The sequence below is a fragment of the Streptomyces sp. KMM 9044 genome (genome assembly GCF_024701375.2).
Taxonomy (GTDB): Bacteria; Actinomycetota; Actinomycetes; order Streptomycetales; family Streptomycetaceae; genus Streptomyces.
This window is the reverse complement of record NZ_CP113910.1, coordinates 6,062,662-6,078,739: the sequence shown is the minus strand read 5'-3', so window position 1 is coordinate 6,078,739 and position 16,078 is coordinate 6,062,662. Positions and strand designations below refer to the sequence as shown.

At 72.5% G+C, this 16,078-nt stretch carries 18 protein-coding genes; 10 read left to right on the top strand and 8 right to left on the bottom strand.

The genetic code is table 11. The features are described from left to right. Nucleotides 1–200 precede the first annotated feature (200 nt). A complete protein-coding gene (locus HUV60_RS27490; protein WP_256082255.1) occupies nucleotides 201–716 on the top strand; it encodes an ATP-binding protein in 516 nt (171 codons plus the stop codon). On the opposite strand, the gene HUV60_RS27485 is transcribed toward HUV60_RS27490, so the two are convergent. Beyond that, nucleotides 676–1,062: a hypothetical protein gene (locus HUV60_RS27485; protein WP_257849872.1), complete on the bottom strand. Its 387-nt coding sequence runs from the start codon at nucleotides 1,060–1,062 to the stop codon at nucleotides 676–678. The genes HUV60_RS27490 and HUV60_RS27485 overlap by 41 nt on opposite strands. Nucleotides 1,063–1,479: 417 nt before the next feature. Between HUV60_RS27485 and HUV60_RS27480 the strand changes: the two genes are divergently transcribed. Together HUV60_RS27480 and HUV60_RS27475 are read left to right on the top strand one after the other, a co-directional pair. Beyond that, nucleotides 1,480–1,854, top strand: coding sequence for a YchJ family protein (locus tag HUV60_RS27480; protein WP_107449564.1), 375 nt, complete (start codon nucleotides 1,480–1,482; stop codon nucleotides 1,852–1,854). Nucleotides 1,855–2,109: 255 nt separating this feature from the next. Further along, nucleotides 2,110–3,072, top strand: a complete 963-nt coding sequence (locus HUV60_RS27475) for an alpha/beta hydrolase family protein (RefSeq protein WP_257849871.1) — start codon at nucleotides 2,110–2,112, stop codon at nucleotides 3,070–3,072. A 73-nt stretch (nucleotides 3,073–3,145) separates the two neighbouring features. Here HUV60_RS27475 and HUV60_RS27470 read toward each other — a convergent pair whose 3' ends face one another. Then, nucleotides 3,146–3,847 (bottom strand): FadR/GntR family transcriptional regulator, encoded by a 702-nt coding sequence (locus HUV60_RS27470; protein ID WP_062195016.1) that lies wholly within the window; start codon nucleotides 3,845–3,847, stop codon nucleotides 3,146–3,148. Between the two features lie 137 nt (nucleotides 3,848–3,984). On the opposite strand from HUV60_RS27470, the gene HUV60_RS27465 reads away from it, so the two are divergent. Both HUV60_RS27465 and HUV60_RS27460 read left to right on the top strand, forming a co-directional pair. Beyond that, a complete protein-coding gene (locus HUV60_RS27465; protein WP_062195018.1) occupies nucleotides 3,985–4,503 on the top strand; it encodes a gluconokinase in 519 nt (172 codons plus the stop codon). Between the two features lie 96 nt (nucleotides 4,504–4,599). Beyond that, the gene (locus HUV60_RS27460) at nucleotides 4,600–5,997 is read left to right on the top strand and encodes a GntP family permease (RefSeq protein ID WP_257849870.1); all 1,398 of its coding nucleotides are present in this window, start codon (nucleotides 4,600–4,602) and stop codon (nucleotides 5,995–5,997) included. A 31-nt stretch (nucleotides 5,998–6,028) separates the two neighbouring features. On the opposite strand, the gene HUV60_RS27455 is transcribed toward HUV60_RS27460, so the two are convergent. From HUV60_RS27455 to HUV60_RS27440, 4 genes are all read right to left on the bottom strand, one after another. After that, on the bottom strand, nucleotides 6,029–6,664 hold the full coding sequence (locus HUV60_RS27455) for a cytochrome b/b6 domain-containing protein (RefSeq protein ID WP_257849869.1): 636 nt from the start codon (nucleotides 6,662–6,664) through the stop codon (nucleotides 6,029–6,031). Next, on the bottom strand, nucleotides 6,648–7,319 hold the full coding sequence (locus HUV60_RS27450) for a molybdopterin-dependent oxidoreductase (RefSeq protein ID WP_257850282.1): 672 nt from the start codon (nucleotides 7,317–7,319) through the stop codon (nucleotides 6,648–6,650). Before HUV60_RS27450 ends, HUV60_RS27455 begins: the two co-directional genes overlap by 17 nt. A 411-nt stretch (nucleotides 7,320–7,730) precedes the next feature. After that, entirely contained in the window at nucleotides 7,731–9,272 is a 1,542-nt protein-coding gene (locus tag HUV60_RS27445) for an APC family permease (RefSeq protein WP_257849868.1), read from the bottom strand. A 93-nt stretch (nucleotides 9,273–9,365) separates the two neighbouring features. Then, nucleotides 9,366–10,316 (bottom strand): hypothetical protein, encoded by a 951-nt coding sequence (locus HUV60_RS27440; protein WP_257849867.1) that lies wholly within the window; start codon nucleotides 10,314–10,316, stop codon nucleotides 9,366–9,368. A 246-nt stretch (nucleotides 10,317–10,562) separates the two neighbouring features. On the opposite strand from HUV60_RS27440, the gene HUV60_RS27435 reads away from it, so the two are divergent. The 3 genes from HUV60_RS27435 to HUV60_RS27425 are packed head-to-tail and all read left to right on the top strand — an operon-like array spanning nucleotide 10,563 to nucleotide 11,886. Then, nucleotides 10,563–11,114, top strand: coding sequence for an NUDIX hydrolase (locus tag HUV60_RS27435; protein ID WP_443047433.1), 552 nt, complete (start codon nucleotides 10,563–10,565; stop codon nucleotides 11,112–11,114). A 47-nt stretch (nucleotides 11,115–11,161) separates the two neighbouring features. Beyond that, nucleotides 11,162–11,554, top strand: a complete 393-nt coding sequence (locus HUV60_RS27430) for a YidH family protein (protein ID WP_257849866.1) — start codon at nucleotides 11,162–11,164, stop codon at nucleotides 11,552–11,554. Then, nucleotides 11,551–11,886, top strand: coding sequence for a DUF202 domain-containing protein (locus HUV60_RS27425; protein ID WP_257849865.1), 336 nt, complete (start codon nucleotides 11,551–11,553; stop codon nucleotides 11,884–11,886). The genes HUV60_RS27430 and HUV60_RS27425 overlap by 4 nt, the downstream gene beginning before the upstream one ends. 69 nt (nucleotides 11,887–11,955) lie before the next feature. On the opposite strand, the gene HUV60_RS27420 is transcribed toward HUV60_RS27425, so the two are convergent. Then, nucleotides 11,956–12,900 (bottom strand): NADP-dependent oxidoreductase, encoded by a 945-nt coding sequence (locus HUV60_RS27420; protein ID WP_257849864.1) that lies wholly within the window; start codon nucleotides 12,898–12,900, stop codon nucleotides 11,956–11,958. A 174-nt stretch (nucleotides 12,901–13,074) separates the two neighbouring features. Here HUV60_RS27420 and HUV60_RS27415 point away from each other — a divergent pair, with 174 nt between their 5' ends. Then, a complete protein-coding gene (locus HUV60_RS27415) occupies nucleotides 13,075–14,121 on the top strand; it encodes a phosphotransferase family protein (protein ID WP_257849863.1) in 1,047 nt (348 codons plus the stop codon). A 3-nt stretch (nucleotides 14,122–14,124) separates the two neighbouring features. Beyond that, on the top strand, nucleotides 14,125–15,339 hold the full coding sequence (locus HUV60_RS27410; protein ID WP_257849862.1) for an acyl-CoA dehydrogenase family protein: 1,215 nt from the start codon (nucleotides 14,125–14,127) through the stop codon (nucleotides 15,337–15,339). Between the two features lie 47 nt (nucleotides 15,340–15,386). Here HUV60_RS27410 and HUV60_RS27405 read toward each other — a convergent pair whose 3' ends face one another. Continuing rightward, nucleotides 15,387–15,980, bottom strand: coding sequence for a TetR/AcrR family transcriptional regulator (locus tag HUV60_RS27405; protein WP_257849861.1), 594 nt, complete (start codon nucleotides 15,978–15,980; stop codon nucleotides 15,387–15,389). Nucleotides 15,981–16,078: the final 98 nt, after the last annotated feature.

Below are 16,078 nucleotides of genomic sequence, written 5' to 3'. Positions count from 1 at the left end.
GTACAGGACGGAACCGTGTACGCAGCGCGATGTTTCACGCTACGCGCAGTGACGAATGGCTGGCCCCCCGAACGCCCACACGTTCCCTCGTACGAGAACTCGCCTCTGTGTGTACGCACTTGGCGACCACCTGTACAGCCCCAGCCAGTACAGGCGTTTCCGCTGGTCAGCGCCGTATTGCCTTCGGCAGGCTCACCGCCATGAAAACCTCGGACACCACCACCGCCCAGGCGCCGGAAGTCCCGGCCTCCCCGCACGAGTTCGCCATGCAGTTCACCTCCACCCCACGCGGTGCCCGTCTCGCCCGGCGTCTCGTCTCGCACCGGCTCGACCAGTGGGGGCACCCGTACGACTCCCCCGTCAACGAGACCCTGACCCTGATCGCGGCCGAACTCACCTCCAACGCCGTGCGGCACGGTCACGTCCCCGGCCGGGACTTCCACCTCCGGCTGACCGCGGCGCCGGAGACACTCCGCATCGAGGTGACGGACACCCGCAGCGAGCAACGGCCACCCTCGTCCGTCCATGAAGCGCCCGGTGACGCGGAGTCGGGCCGGGGACTGCTCCTGGTGGCCCGGCTGGCCACCCGCTGGGGCACTAACCCACGGCCCTCCGCACCCGGCAAGACCGTCTGGGCGGAGCTTTCTCCGGCAGCCGCCTGCCCGACCGCCCGGCTCAGCGCGCCGACTTCTCCGGACGTACGGTCTGGCGGTTAGGAGCACGGAGCTCCGCCTGGTCCCGGCGCATTTCCCGGTAGAGGTCCGAGATGCGGGACTTGGCAGCGTCCGTGCGGGAGAGGTCGCCCTGCCGGACGGCCTCGGTCAGCCCTTCGCCGGCCTGGCGGATGCGTTGTTGCAACGCCGGGTTCACGCCGTTCTGTGAAGCGAAGGCCAAGGCGCTCATCACCTGGTAGACGTCCTCCCCCAGGCGGCTTCGCATGGCCATCACCTTCAGGGCGATCTTGTGTCCCCGGTCGAAGTCTCCGGCCTTGCGCGTCGTCTGCAGCTCGTTGCGGTGGTGCCGCATCGCCTCCAGATCCTCCGGCCGGCACGTCGCGCTCACCGCCACCGGTGAAGGTGGCGTCCTGGCCGAGCAGGGTCATCAGTACGGCCGGCCACCGCGTCCACGCGCCGTCCGGTCCCGGGCGGGGCCTGCTGTTCCGCCGTCCCGTCGTCCGGTCCGCCCCGGGGATCGAGAGCACCGAGAAGACCGCCCAGACCCTCGCGCCGGCTGTGGTCGTCTCGTCCCGGACCCCTGCGGTCAGGAGCTGGACGGGCGAACCGGCCACCAGGAGCCGCACGGGGAGCGGCTGCGCCGACGATCCCTCAGGTCCGGCGAGTGTGTCGGCCCAGCGCTGCATCCGGCCGCGGCAGCGTGCCCGCTGCTCAGGGGGGACGCAGGGCACGGCAACCGCGCCGTCGACGACGGGCGCAGCTCCTGCGCTCCGGGCCCCGGAGGCGACCGGACAGAATGAGCACCATGACCACTCGTTCCTGCCCCTGCGGGCTCCCCGAGACCTACGAGGCGTGCTGCGGGCGCTTCCACACGGGGGCGGCCGCCGCGCCGACCGCCGAGCGGCTGATGCGGTCGCGGTACTGCGCCTTCGTACGGCTGGACGCCGGTTATCTGCTGCGGACCTGGCATCCGCGGACGCGGCCGGAGCGGATCGACCTCGATCCCGGGATGCGGTGGACCGGACTGGAGATCCTGGAGGCGGCCGCCGGGTCCGCCTTCCACTCCACCGGGACGGTGACCTTCCGGGCCTCCTACCGGGGCGGCTCGCTGCACGAGCGGAGCCGCTTCGAGCGGGTGGACGGGGCATGGACGTACCTCGACGGGGAGTTCCCGGGCTGAGCCCGCCCGCCCGGCTCCCGCTCACCCGACCCCGCTCAGCTGCCCCCCGCACAGAGGGCTCCCGCCCACCGGCCCCGCCCGTCCCCCCTCGTTCCGGACCGCCGTTGACAGAGCGGAACGCTGTTCCGTATCGTAATTGGAACAGCGTTCCGCTTATCGGCATGGCCGGAACCGGACGCTTCCGACCGCCTCGACCACCGTCGGCCGCACGCGAGCGGGCGCCGGCGCCGGAGGCCATCGAAAGGGAACCCCCGCATGAGTACACCGACCTCCCCTGCCCGCGCAGCCCTCCCCGCCCCCGCCCCCGTCTTCTCCGTCAGTCCGGTGGTGGTACCGGCTCCCGGCCGGGCGGTGGACCTGGAGGTCCGGGTCTCCGCGCCCGTGGCCGGGGGCGGCCTGCCGGTCGTCCTCCTCTCGCACGGCCAGGGCTACTCGAACCACCTCTCCTCGCTGAACGGCTACGCTCCGCTCGCCCACTTCTGGGCGGCGCACGGCTTCGTCGTCGTCCAGCCGACCCATCTCAGTTCGAGGACACTGGACCTGGACCCCGCCACGCCCGGGGCGCCCCTGCACTGGCGGTCACGGGCCGAGGACATGACACGCGTCCTCGACGGGTTCGACGCGATCGAGGCCGCGGTGCCGCAGCTGCGCGGGCGGGTGGACCGCGAGAGCGTGGCGGTGGCCGGGCACTCGATGGGCGGACACACCGCGAGTCTGCTGCTGGGCGCCCGGCTCACCGATCCGGACGACGGAAAGGAAGTGGACCTGACCGATCCCCGGATCGGGGCGGGGGTGCTGCTCGCCGCACCCGGCCGAGGGGGCGACGCCCTCACCCTCTCCGTGGCCGAGAACCTGCCCTTCTTCCTGACCACGGACTTCTCCGGGATGGCCACGCCCGCGCTCGTGGTCGCCGGCGACCGGGACGACTCCGCCCATCTGACGGTCCGCGGTCCGGGCTGGCACGCCGATCCGTACACCCTCGCGCCGGGACCGAAGTCGCTGCTCACCCTGTTCGGCGCGGAGCACGGGCTCGGCGGGATCTCCGGTTACGACGTCGCCGAGACCACGGACGAGAACCCCGCGCGGGTCGCCGCGGTGGCGCGGCTCACCTGGGCCTACCTGCGCAGCCGGTTCCGCCCGGGGGACCCGGCCTGGCAGGAGGCGTGCGACGCGCTGGCGGCCGGCCCCGACCCGCTCGGCCGAGCCGAGTCCAAGTAGGCCGGCCGGGCCGGCGCGGCGGACCGGGCGAGGCGACGCCCCGGCCCGGTCACGGTCACGGTCACGGTCACGGTCACGGGGCCAGGGTGTCCAGTTCCTGGAGTGCGCCCACGGTGATCTCGCGGGTCAGTTCCTCCGCGCGGGCGGCGTCGCGCTCGCGGACCGCTTCGGCTACCCGGACGTGCAGGGTGACCGCGGCCGGGTCGGGGTCCTCGAACATCACGTCGTGACGGGTGCGTCCGGCGAGGACCTCGGCGACGACGTCGCCGAGGCGGGCGAACATGTCGTTGCCGGACGCGGTGAGGATGACGCGGTGGAAGGCCATGTCGTGGAAGAGGTAGCCCTCCAGCCGGTGGCCGCGCGAGTGGGCGACCATGCCGAGGGCGCACTCGGTGAGTTCGGCGCACTGCTCGGCGGTGGCGTTGCGGGCGGCGAGTCCCGCCGCGACCGGTTCGACGGCCGAGCGCAGCACCGTGAGCGAGCGCAGTTGCCGGGGGCGGTCCGCGCCGGCCAGCCGCCAGCGGATGACCTGGGGGTCGTACACGTTCCAGTCGCGGGCCGGGCGGACCGTCACCCCCACCCGGCGCCGGGACTCGACGAGGTGCATGGACTCCAGGACGCGCACCACTTCACGCATCACGGACCGCGACACGTCGAAACGCTGGGCGAGTTCGTCGGTGCGCAGCACGCTGCCCGGCGGGTATTCGCCCGCTGTGATCTCGGGGCCGAGGGTGTCCAGTACGCGGCCGTGCAGACCCCGGCCCGTGGTGCTCATCCACTCAGAGTACGGGGCGGATCACAGGTTCCAAAGGTCAGACTTATGTGTCACACCCCCTTGTATTTGTCTTACCTTTGAGTTTCAGTTGCCTCGACATCAGGTTGTCGACGACGACAGCAGACTGTGAGGCAGCGATGAACATCCCCCATGTCGTAGTGGTCATGGGCGTCGCGGGCACCGGCAAGACCACCATCGGTCCCCTGCTCGCGGCCCGGTACGGCGTCCCCTACGCCGAGGGCGACGACTTCCACCCCCCGGCCAACGTCTCCAAGATGTCGGCGGGCACCCCGCTCGACGACGACGACCGCCGGCCCTGGCTGGACGCCATCGGCGGGTGGGCGCACGGACGGGGCGGCCTCGGCGGCGTGGTCAGCTGCTCGGCGCTGAAGCGGTCGTACCGCGACCGGCTGCGGGCGGCCGCGCCCGGCGTGGTCTTCGTGCACCTCACGGGTGACCGTGCGCTGATCGAGGACCGGATGTCGCACCGCGAGGGGCACTTCATGCCCACGGCGCTGCTCGACTCCCAGTTCGCCACGCTCCAGCCGCTGGAGCCGGACGAGCGCGGGGTCGCCGTGGAGGTCACGGGCAGCCCCGAGGAGATCACCGAACAGGCGGTCGCCGCCCTCGCGGACCTCTCCGAAGCGGCCTCCTAGCCCCCGCCCGGAGCAGCCGGCACCCGGTCCGGCCTTCTCTCCGGTTCCCCCCACTCCCCCGCTCCCCCCACTCCCCGTACTCACAAGGGATTCACCGTGACCAGACTCAGTGTCGAGCTGCTGGCAGCGGACGCACCCGAGCCGATCACCTCGGCCGGCCACGCTCAGCTGGGCATCGCCGTCCTGGCGGGCATCGCCGTCATCGTCGTGCTCATCACCCGCTTCAAACTGCACGCCTTCCTGGCGCTGACCATCGGTTCGCTGGCACTCGGCGCGTTCGCCGGGGCGCCGCTGGACAAGGTCATCACCAGTTTCAGCGCCGGGCTCGGTTCCACCGTCGCCGGTGTCGGCGTGCTCATCGCCCTCGGGGCGATCCTCGGCAAGATGCTCGCCGACTCGGGCGGCGCCGACCAGATCGTCGACACGATCCTCGCCAGAGCCAACGGCCGCACCATGCCGTGGGCGATGGTGCTGATCGCCTCGGTGATCGGTCTGCCGCTGTTCTTCGAGGTCGGCGTCGTGCTGCTGATCCCGGTCGTCCTGATGGTCGCCAAGCGCGGCAACTACTCGCTGATGCGGATCGGCGTCCCGGCGCTCGCCGGCCTGTCCGTGATGCACGGGCTGGTGCCTCCGCACCCCGGCCCGCTGGTCGCGATCGACGCGCTCGACGCCAACCTCGGCGTGACGCTCGCGCTGGGCGTGCTCGTCGCCGTCCCGACGGTGATCATCGCCGGTCCGGTCTTCTCCACGTACGCCGCCCGCTGGGTGGACGTCCCCGCCCCGGACCGGATGATCCCTCAGCGCCCCTCCGAGGACCTGGAGAAGCGTCCCGGGTTCGGTCCGACGCTGGCGACCATTCTGCTGCCGGTCGTGCTGATGCTGGCCAGGGCCCTGGTGGAGATCGTCGTCGACGACCCGGAGAACGGCGTTCAGCGGGTCTTCAACGTCATCGGCTCCCCGATGATCGCCCTGCTCGCGTCCGTGCTCGTCGGCATCTTCACGCTGGTCCTGCCCGCCGGGTTCAGCAAGGAGCGGATCTCGGGACTGGTCGAGAAGGGCCTCGCCCCGATCGCCGGCATCCTGCTGATCGTCGGCGCGGGCGGCGGCTTCAAGCAGACCCTGATCGACTCCGGTGTGGGTCGGATGGTGCTCGACATCTCCGAGGACTGGTCGATCCCGGCCCTGCTGCTCGGCTGGCTGATCGCGGTGGCGATCCGGCTGGCGACCGGTTCCGCGACCGTGGCGACCATCTCGGCGGCCGGCCTGGTGGCACCGCTCGCGGCCGACATGTCGACCCCGCACGCCGCTCTGCTGGTGCTCGCCATCGGTGCCGGCTCGGTCTTCTTCAGCCATGTCAACGACGCCGGTTTCTGGCTGGTCAAGGAGTACTTCGGGCTGAGTGTCGGCCAGACCGTCAAGACCTGGTCGGTCATGGAGACGATCATCTCGGTGGTCGCCGGGGCGCTGGTGCTGCTGCTGTCGTTGGTCATTTAGCCGGTCACCACGCCGGCCGTCCGTCCTGTGGTCAGGGACGCCACAGCGGATGCTCGCGCCGTGCCCAGTCGCGGTCGACGGTGCCGGTGCGCATGCCCCGCCGGGCCTCCGGGTCGGCCAGGGCCATGCCGATGTGGCCGGCGAGGACGATGCCGAGGGTGAGGGCCAGCCAGTCGTGGACGAAGGTCGCGCCGGTGCGCCACACCAGCGGGGTCAGGTGGGTGAACCACATCATCAGACCGGTGCCGAGCATCACCAGCGTGGCGCCGGCGGTCCAGGCCGCGTAGATCTTCTGTCCGGCGTTGAACTTTCCGGCCGGCCGCTGCGAGGGGCGTCCGTCGCGGCGCAGCGCGGCCCGCAGCCACGTGCGGTCGTGCGGGCCGAAGCGGTTCAGCCGGCCCAGGTCGGCGCGGAAGGCCCGGGAGAGCAGTGCGGCCAGGACCGGTACCGGCAGCGCGAGCCCGGACCACTGGTGGACGGTGACCACCAGGGCGCGGCGTCCGACCAGCTGGGCGAGCGGGGGGACGTACAGACAGGCGGCGGTGAACACGCAGAGGCCCGTCAGCGCGGCCGTGGTGCGGTGCGCCCACCGCGCGGCGCGGGTGAAGCGCGGGACGCCGGTCGTGGTGGCGACGGCGGTGGGCGGCAGGTCAGTCCGTGGGTTCATCGTCGCGTCCGTTCGAGCGGCCGACCCAGGCGTCGGTGTCGTAGCCGCGCTGCTCCCAGTAGCCGGGCTCGACGTCCTCGGTGACGGTGATGCCGGAGAGCCACTTGGCCGACTTGTAGAAGTACATGGGGGCGACGTAGAGGCGGACCGGGCCGCCGTGGGCGTGGCCGAGGTCCTCGTCCTGCATGCGCAGGGCGACCAGGACGTCCGCCCGGCGGGCCTGGGCGAGGGTGAGGCTCTCCGAGTAGGCGCCGTCGAAGCAGGTGAAGCGCACCGCGCCGGCCGTGGCGCGCACGCCCGCCGCGTCCAGGAGGCGGGACAGGCGTACCCCCTCGAACGGTGTACGGGGCACCCGCCAGCCGGTGACGCACTGGACGTCGCGGACCATGCGGGTCTGCGGCAGGGCCGACAGGTCGGCCAGGGTGTAGGAGGCGGGACGGTCGACCAGGCCGTCGACGGTGAGGCGGTAGGTCCCGGCGTTCTTCCGCGGGACGGAGGAGGTGACGGAGTAGTAGCGGAAGCCGCCGCCGTTCGGGAGCAGGCCGGTCAGGCCGGTGGGGTCCTTGTCGGAGGCCCCGGCGAGGAAGGACTCCAGTCCGCGCTGGAGTACGGGGGCGGCGGCCACGCCGAGGGCGCCGAGTCCGAGGGTGCCCAGGAGGACCCGGCGGCCGACGGGCCGGCCGCGGCCGTCGGGCGTCTCCTCGTCGGGCGGTGTGCGTGCCGCGAACCGCTCCCGGCCGTCCGGCCGCTCGTGCGCCGCGAACCGCTCCCGGTCGTCCGGCCGGTCGTGCGCCGCGAACCGCTCCCGGTCGTCCGGCCGGTCGTGCGCCGCGAACCGCTCCCGGTCGTCCGGCCGGTCGTGCGCCGCGGGCCGTTCGCGGTCGTCCGGCCGGTCGCGTGCCGCGGGCCGTTCGCGGTCGTCCGGATGGTCGCGTGCTTCCGGCCGTTCGGGGTTCACCGTGCCATTCGAGCACCCGTGCCCCCGGTGGGGCCAGGGGTCGCGGGTGCCCGTCAGACTTCCGTAAGGCGGCCGGCCGTGCGGACCGCCCGCCCCGTCCGTGTGGGCCTACGGTGTGCGCTCGGCCTCCTTGTCCAGCTGGAACGCCTCGTTGCCGAGCCCGATACGGGCGTGTGTCCCGGGGGCACGGAGACGCAGGACCAGGCCCTGGACCAGGCCGGCGACGAGGGCCAGCCCGATGATGCCGGGCAGCAGCAGGCTCAGGGCGGAGTCGGGGCCGGTGCCGACGAGCACGTCGAAGTCCTTGACGGTGTAGCCGGCGATCACGGCCAGGGCGAGGCCGGAGAGCGCCGAGGTGACCAGCCGCCAGACCTGGGCGCCCGCGGCACCGCGGCGGACGAAGAAGACGACGACGGACAGCGAGGCGATCGCCATCAGGACGATCACACCGAGGGCGCCGACGTTGCCGAACCAGGTGAACAGGCGCAGGACGGGCGCGGTCGGGTCGCCGGCCGGCTTGTCGTCGGTGAGCGCGAAGGCGACGACGAGCACCGCGGCGATGCCCGTCTGGAGCAGCGAGCCGGTGCCGGGGGCACCGCTGGTGCCGGTGGTGCGGCCGAAGGCGGCGGGCAGCAGGCCCTCGCGGCCCATGGCGAAGGCGTACCGGGCGACGACGTTGTGGAAGCTGAGCATCGCGGCGAACATGCCGGTGACGAAGAGGACGTGCAGGACGTCCGTGAAGGTGCCGCCGAGCCGGGACTCGGTGAGGAGGAACAGCAGTCCCGCGCTCTGCTCCTGCGAGGTGACGACGATGCCCGCGGGACCGGTGGCGACGGTGAGGGCCCAGCTGCTGATCGCGAAGAACACGGCGACGCCGGTGACGGCCAGGAACATCACGCGGGGCACCAGGACGTGCGGCCTGCTGGTCTCCTCCGCATACACCGGGGCCTGTTCGAAGCCGAGGAAGGCGGCGATGCAGAAGCACAGGGCGGTGCCGACACCGGCGCCGGTGAGGGTGTCCGGGGCGAAGGCGTGCAGCGACAGCCCTTCCCCGCCCGGATCGGCGATGGCGGCGACGTCGAAGACGACCACCAGGAGCACCTCGACGACCAGCAGGACGCCGAGCACGCGCGCGTTGACGTCGATCTTCAGCCAGCCCAGCGTGCCGACGGCGGCCAGGGCCACCAGCGACGGTGTCCACCAGGCGACCTCGAGGCCGGCGTAGGTGGCGAGGAGCCCGGAGACCTCGAAGCCGAAGATGCCGTGGATGCCGACCTGGAGGGCGTTGTAGGCGACCAGCGCGACCATCGCGGCGCCCGCGCCGGCGGTGCCGCCGAGGCCGCGGGAGATGTACGCGTAGAAGGCGCCCGCGTTGTGGACGTGCCGGCTCATCTCGGCGTAGCCGAGGCTGAAGAGCACCAGTACGACGCCGAGGAGGACGAAGAGCAGCGGCTGCCCGACGATGCCCATCACCGCGAATGTGGTGGGCATGACACCCGCGACCACCATGAGGGGGGCGGTCGCGGCGAGCACGGAGAGCAGCAGACCGCCCGTGCCGAGCCGGTCCGCACGCAGGGCGCGCTCCTGTCCCTTGAAGGTGCTGATGCCGTCCGCTGCGGATCTGCTCGTGCGCGAACCGTCCGTCGTCATCGGGAGAACCGTCCTTGCGTCGGGAGTGGTTGCCGTGTGCCGGAGGGAGCGGGCCGGGTGTTCCTGAGCGGTTCGCAGGGGTCGCGCAGGGGCTCATCCGGTGCCGAGGGCGGCGGCCCGTGCGGTACGGAAGGCGGTGAGCGGGTCACGGTCGGGGTACGACCAGGGAGCCGGGGTGACCTTGTCACCGATCCGGTGGAACAGGGCGGCGGCCTCGGCGCCCCGGCCCTCGCAGATCTTGGCGTGGGCGAGGAAGTTCAGGTCGATCAGGCGGCGCGGGTGGTCCTCGTGCTCCCACTCCAGCCACCAGTCGAAGGCGGCCTTCATCACCTGCCGGGCCCGGCGGCCCGCCCAGTGTCCGGAGGCTGCCGGGTCGGCCCGCTCGTGCCCGGCGGCGGCGAGGGCGCGGTAGCGCTCGGCGTGCGCGATGACCGGCAGGATCGCCAGGGGCGAGTCCGCGGGCGCCTGCTCCGCGGACCAGTTGGCGAAGTCGTAGACCTCGTGCAGCGGGTCCCGGCCCGCCTCCACACGGCGTTCGGCGAGCCAGGCGACCACCAGATGGTGTGCGTGATGGTGGTCCGCGTACCGGGAGCGGACCTGCTCGAAGACCCGGACCGCGTCCCCCTCGGCGCCCTGGGCGTACTCCAGCAGGAGCAGGCCGAGCCAGGGAGTGGGGTCGGCGGGCAGCGCGGCGGCGGCCCGGTGGCAGGCCTCGCGCGCGGGGGCGGGCTTCTCCTTGCCGCGCAGGGCGCGCCGCACCTGGGCCAGGGCGAGCAGGACGGCCCCGTCCCCGGAGTCGGGGTCGGCGAGCAGCCAGTCGCGGGCCCAGGCGGCACAGGAGGGTTCCCGGGCGAGCACCGTGATCCGGTGGCCGCGGCGGTCCCAGTCGTCCCCCGTGCGCACCAGCAGCGAGCGGCTGTTCTGCCACCGGCCCTGTGCCAGCGCTGCTCGCGCGGCGACGAGTTCGCCGTCGTCGAGGGCCTCGTCGAAGGTCTGTGCCGCCCGTCTGCGGGGACGGCCGAGGGGAGGCGGGGGTGGGGGCACCGCGGACTTCCTCACGCGCTCTTCCGGTGGCTCGGCCCATGGCGGGCGGTCGGCCCGTACGACAGCGGCCGGATGCCGTCAGCCATGGACTGATCACGGACAGTGAATCGCCAGCCAACAGTTGACGTCAAGGGCACCCGAGGCATTACACGCGTCAGCCGGCGTCACGGGCATGTCGCTTGCCACACGGCAGGTCCTGGGGACCCGCGTGGACGGGCTCGGCGCGGACCCTGCTTCGATGGGTGCATGGCTGCCGCCGACCGTCCCGTGCCCGCCGCCGACGAGATCCTCGACATCGTGGACGAGAACGACCGGGTGACCGGCCGGGCCCCACGCGGTGAGGCCTACGCGCGAGGTCTGCGGCACCGTTGCGCGTTCATCCTGGTCAGGGACGCCGAGGACCGGATCTTCGTACACCGGCGCACGGCGACCAAGCTCGTCCACCCCTCCCTGTACGACATGTTCGTCGGCGGTGTCGTGGGCACCGGCGAGAGCTACGCCGAGGCCGCCCTGCGGGAGACCGAGGAGGAGCTGGGCGTGTCCGGGCTGCCGCAGCCCACGTTCCTCTTCACGTTCCTCTACGACGACGGTGGCAAACGGAGCTGGTGGTCGGCGGTCCACGAGGTCCGCTGCGACCTGCCGGTGAAGCCCCGGGCCGAGGAGGTGGCCTGGCATGCCTTCCTGACCGGGCCGGAGCTGGAGCGCCGTCTGGGCGAGTGGGCGTGGACTCCGGACGGCCTGGAAGCGTACGAACGCCTCAGGGCCCACCGCGGGCAGCCGGACGGCCCGAGCCGGTGAGCCACACCGGCCACGCCCACGTCCCGGCCTCCGGGTAGGGTCGCGGAGTGATCGACTTCATACGGAACGTCCGGTTGTGGTTCGCGCCCCAGGACGTGCGGGAGGAAGGGGATACGCCCGACTACCGGTTCTCCCTGGCGAACGAGCGCACGTTCCTGGCCTGGCTGCGGACCGCGCTCGCGCTGGTCGGCGGCGGCTTCGCCGTGGACCAGTTCCTGCCGGACCTGCGCTGGGGCTGGCGGGTCGGGCTCGCGCTGGCGCTGCTCTCCGCGGGGGTGCTGTGCGCGCTGCGCGCGGTCAACCACTGGGTGCGCTGCGAGCGGGCCATGCGGCGCGGCGAGGACCTGCCGGTGTCCCGGTTCCCGGTGCTGCTGAGCATGGTCGTCGCCGCCGTCGCGCTGGCGATGGTCGTCGTGGTGCTCGCCGGGTGGGACGGATGACCGGGCCGGCCGGGGTGCGGGCGGACCGGGACCCCGGGCTGCAGCCCGAGCGGACCCGGCTCGCCTGGCGCCGTACGACCCTGACGTGCACGGTCGCGTCCGTGCTGGCGGTGCGGACCGCGCTGCACGGCGGGGTGTCGGCCGCCGGGGTGGTTCTGTGCGCGCTGTGCTGCGCCTGCTGGCTGGGGTTTCTCCTGATCGCCCACCGGCGGATCGGCACCCTCGCGGCCACCGGCGCCCCGGCCGGGCCCGCCCCGCAGAACCTCACCGCGGCGGTGCTCTGCATCGCGGCCCTGGCCGTGTGCGGGGCGGCCCTCGTCCTCCGGAGCTGACGACGTACGCGGCCGACGGGCGCCCGGCCCGACGGGCTGCCGGTCTTCCGCCGCCGCCCCGTCCGCCGTCTATCCGTTGTCCGTCCCCTCGTCCACCGTCACGACGATCTTCCCCCTGGTCCGGCCCTCCTGGTTGAGGCGGTGGGCGTCCGCCGCGCGTTCCAGCGGGAACGTCTCGGAGACGTGCACGCTCACGACGCCCCGTTCCGCCAGTTCGGACAGGTGCCCGAGGTCCTGCGGATCGGGGCGGACGAACCAGTAGCGGCCGCCGTACTCCACGACGGCGGGGTCGGTGATCGACGCGAGGCGGCCCCCGGACGCCAGGGCCGTGGCGGAGTCCTTCAGGGCGTCACCGCCGACCGAGTCGAACACGGCGTCCACACCGCCCGGGGCGAGGCCCCGCAGCCGCTCGGCGAGGCCGTCGCCGTAGGTCACCGGTTCCCCGCCCAGGCTTCGGACGAAGTCGTGGTTGCGCTCGCTGGCCGTACCGATGACGCGGGCGCCGAGGTGTGCGGCGAGCTGGACGGCGACGGAGCCGACACCGCCGGCCGCGGCGTGCACCAGGACGGTCTCGCCGCGCCTCACCCGAAGGACCTTGTGCAGCATCTGGTGGGCGGTGAGTCCCACGAGGGGCAGTCCGGCGGCCTCCTCGAAGGACAGGCTGCGCGGCTTGCGCGCGAGGGCGCGCACCGGGGCGGCCACGTACTCGGCGAAGGTGCCGCGGGAGAGGAAGTCCTCGCGCACGTAGCCGATGACCTCGTCACCGGCGGCGAACTCGGGGGCGGCGGCGCCCGGCCGTACCACCACGCCCGAGACGTCCCAGCCCGGAACGACGGGGAACACCGGGCTCAGGATCTGGTCGAGGTGGCCCTCGCGGCACTTCCAGTCGACGGGGTTGACGGCCGCCGCCCGCACCTTCACGAGCACGGAGTCGGGGCCGACCCGGGGCTCCGGCATCTCCGTGAGTTCGAGTACCTCGGGGCCGCCGTACTGTGCATAGCTGATCGCTTTCATGGGTCCGAGCCTTCGCCGTTGCCTCCCGCGGCGCAAGTGGATGACCTGGTCGCACCCGGGGTGCGGACCGATCCCCGGCTCGTGGCCCCGATCACGTTTCACCCCCGCCCTGGACTGCATACCGACTGGTCGGCATCATATGTTCGGTACTGTCACCGGCCCGTAGGAGCGCGTATGAGCCCCGACCACCCGCCCGGACTGGATCTCGACCGGCTGGGCGCGCTGCTCGCCCGGGAACGGCCCGGCCTGGTGAACGGCCCGCTCTCCGGCCGGCTGATCGAGGGCGGCCGGTCGAACCTCACGTACACAGTCTCCGACGGCACCGCCAAGTGGGTGGTACGGCGTCCTCCGCTCGGCCATGTCCTGGCCACCGCGCACGACATGAGGCGCGAGCACCGGGTGATCAGCGCGCTGCACTCCACCCCCGTCCCGGTACCCCGCACCGTCCTGCTGTGCGAGGACGAGGAGGTACTGGGGGCGCCCTTCTACGTCATGGAGTTCGTCGAGGGCACCCCGTACCGGACGGCCGGCCAGCTGGCGCCGCTCGGCCCGGAGCGCACCCGGCAGGCGGTGCTCGGCCTGGTGGACACGCTGGTCGACCTGCACGCCGTGGACCCCGACGAGGTGGGCCTGGCGGGCTTCGGCCGTCCCGAGGGCTTCCTGGACCGGCAGCTGCGACGCTGGGGCAAGCAACTGGACGCCTCCCGCAACCGGGACCTGGCCGGGATCGACGAACTGCACGCCGCGCTCGGCCGGGAGCTGCCCCGCTCCCCCGCACCGGCCGTGGTGCACGGCGACTACCGCCTGGACAACGTCCTGATCGCGAGCGCCGACGGGGGCACCGACTCGATCCGGGCGGTCCTCGACTGGGAGATGTCCACGCTCGGCGATCCGCTGACCGACCTCGGCCTGCTGGTGATGTACGGCATGCCGCTGGGCATGCCCGACTCCCCGGTCTCCACGACCGCCGAGGCCCCCGGGCATCCGTCGCCCACCGAGCTGATCGAACGGTACGCCGCCCGTTCGGGCCGCGACGTCTGCGCGGTCTCCTGGTACACCGCGTTCGCCTGGTTCAAGCTCGCGGTGATCCTCGAGGGCATCCACTACCGCTACACGCTGGGACAGACCGTCGGCCCCGGCTTCGACCGCATCGGCGATCTCGTCCCCGTTTTCATCGAGCACGGTCTGACCACGCTTCGCGAAGGCCTCCGGAAGGGCTGAACCATGGACTTCACGTTCGACGCACGCACCGAGGAACTGCGGGCCAGGCTTCTCGCCTTCATGGACGAGCACGTCCTCCCCGCCGAGCACATCGCCGACGAGCAGCGCGCCGCGCTGGACTCGCCGTGGGCGAACACCCCCGTGGTGGAGGAGCTCAAGGCCGAGGCGCGCAGGCAGGGCCTGTGGAACCTGTTCCTGCCCGACTCCGCGTACGGTGCCGGGCTCACCAACCTCCAGTACGCGCCACTCGCCGAGATCATGGGCCGCTCCCCGCAGCTGGCGCCCACGGCGACGAACTGCGCGGCGCCCGACACCGGCAACATGGAGGTGCTGGCGCAGTTCGGCGACGAACAGCAGAAGAAGCAGTGGCTGGAGCCGCTGCTGGCCGGTGGGATCCGCTCGGCGTTCGCGATGACCGAGCCGGACGTGGCGTCCTCCGACGCCACCAACATCACCACGCGCATCGAGCGGGACGGCGACGAGTACGTCGTCACCGGCCGCAAGTGGTACATCTCCGGGGCGATGCACCCGGACTGCAGGATCTTCATCGTGATGGGCAAGACCGACCCCGACGGGGCGGACATCCGGCGTCAGCAGTCCATGCTCCTGGTGCCGCGCGACACCCCGGGCGTCACGATCAAGCGTGCCATGCAGGTGTTCGGCTACGAGGACCACTACCACGGCGGCCATGCCGAGGTGGTCTTCGACCAGGCGCGCGTGCCGGTGCCGAACCTGATCGGCGAGGAGGGCGGCGGCTTCGCCATCGCCCAGGCACGGCTCGGTCCCGGCCGGATCCACCACTGCATGCGGCTGATCGGCATGGCCGAGCGGGCGATCGAGCTGATGTGCAGGCGGGCCGTGTCCCGTGAGGCCTTCGGCAAGTCGCTGGCCCAGCAGGGTGTCGTGCAGAACTGGATCGCGGACGCGCGGGTCGCCGTCGAACAGGTGCGCCTGCTGGTACTGAAGACGGCCTGGATGATGGACACCGTCGGCAACCGGGGCTCGCACACCGAGATCCAGTCCATCAAGATCGCCACTCCGCGCACGGTCGTCGGCATCCTCGACCGGGCCATCCAGCTGTACGGAGCGGGCGGGGTCAGTCAGGACCACCCGCTGGCCGAGCTGTACGCCGCCGCGCGGACCCTGATGATCGCCGACGGCCCGGACGAGGTGCACCAGCGGTCGCTGGCACGGCGGGAGATCAAGAAGTACCGGTAGGAGGTGCGGACCCGGGGCCCACCGGCCCCGGTGGGCCCTGCTGCGCCTCAGGGGCGCAGGGCGCGCAGCAGCAGGTCGGCGAGGTGGTCGGCGACCTGCTGCGGGGTGAGGGGGCCGTCGGGGCGGTACCAGGTCGACAGGTGGTGGACCGAGCCGAAGTGGTAGTCCACCACCAGGTCGGCCGGGGTGGCCGTGGAGAACACGCCGGCCGCCTGGCCCTCCTCCACCAGCGCGCGGAAGCGCTCGTGGTAGCGGCGGCGCTCGGCCCGTACCTGCTTGTTCTTCTCCGGGCTCAGGTGGTGCATGGAGCGGAAGAAGATCGACGCGTCGTCGAGGTTCTCGATCGTCGTGACCACGACGTCCGCCGCCGCGCCCCGCAGGCGCTTGTCGACCGGCTCGTCGGCGTTCGCGTAGGCGTCCAGACGCTCCTGCTGGACGCGCAGCACGCGTGCGTAGATCTCGTGCAGCAGGTCGTCCTTGGAGCCGAAGTAGTGGTAGAGCGCGCCCTTGGTGACTCCGGCCACCTCGACGATCTCCTGTACCGAAGTACGGTCGTATCCCTGCTCGGCGAAGAGCCGGGTGGCGGCGGCCAGGAGCCGCTGCGGCACCGGGGGCCCGTCGCCGTCCGTCGTCCTGGGCACTTCCGCCACCTGCCTTCCGTGTCACTGCCGGTCGTCGTCACACACTGCTGGTATTGCCGCTCGCAGTCGGCCCGGGGACCCGGTCCGTCCCCGACGGG

What these genes read in the sequence shown, in the direction of transcription:
- HUV60_RS27490 (WP_256082255.1), top strand. Translation starts at nt 201, where the DNA reads ATGAAAACCTCGGACACCACCACCGCCCAGGCGCCGGAAGTCCCGGCC.
- HUV60_RS27410 (WP_257849862.1), top strand. Translation starts at nt 14,125, where the DNA reads ATGGACTTCACGTTCGACGCACGCACCGAGGAACTGCGGGCCAGGCTT.
- HUV60_RS27470 (WP_062195016.1), bottom strand. Translation starts at nt 3,847, where the DNA reads ATGAGCACCACGGGCCGGGGTCTGCACGGCCGCGTACTGGACACCCTC.
- HUV60_RS27445 (WP_257849868.1), bottom strand. Translation starts at nt 9,272, where the DNA reads ATGACGACGGACGGTTCGCGCACGAGCAGATCCGCAGCGGACGGCATC.
- HUV60_RS27465 (WP_062195018.1), top strand. Translation starts at nt 3,985, where the DNA reads ATGAACATCCCCCATGTCGTAGTGGTCATGGGCGTCGCGGGCACCGGC.
- HUV60_RS27435 (WP_443047433.1), top strand. Translation starts at nt 10,563, where the DNA reads ATGGCTGCCGCCGACCGTCCCGTGCCCGCCGCCGACGAGATCCTCGAC.
- HUV60_RS27420 (WP_257849864.1), bottom strand. Translation starts at nt 12,900, where the DNA reads ATGAAAGCGATCAGCTATGCACAGTACGGCGGCCCCGAGGTACTCGAA.
- HUV60_RS27415 (WP_257849863.1), top strand. Translation starts at nt 13,075, where the DNA reads ATGAGCCCCGACCACCCGCCCGGACTGGATCTCGACCGGCTGGGCGCG.
- HUV60_RS27425 (WP_257849865.1), top strand. Translation starts at nt 11,551, where the DNA reads ATGACCGGGCCGGCCGGGGTGCGGGCGGACCGGGACCCCGGGCTGCAG.
- HUV60_RS27480 (WP_107449564.1), top strand. Translation starts at nt 1,480, where the DNA reads ATGACCACTCGTTCCTGCCCCTGCGGGCTCCCCGAGACCTACGAGGCG.
- HUV60_RS27475 (WP_257849871.1), top strand. Translation starts at nt 2,110, where the DNA reads ATGAGTACACCGACCTCCCCTGCCCGCGCAGCCCTCCCCGCCCCCGCC.
- HUV60_RS27455 (WP_257849869.1), bottom strand. Translation starts at nt 6,664, where the DNA reads ATGAACCCACGGACTGACCTGCCGCCCACCGCCGTCGCCACCACGACC.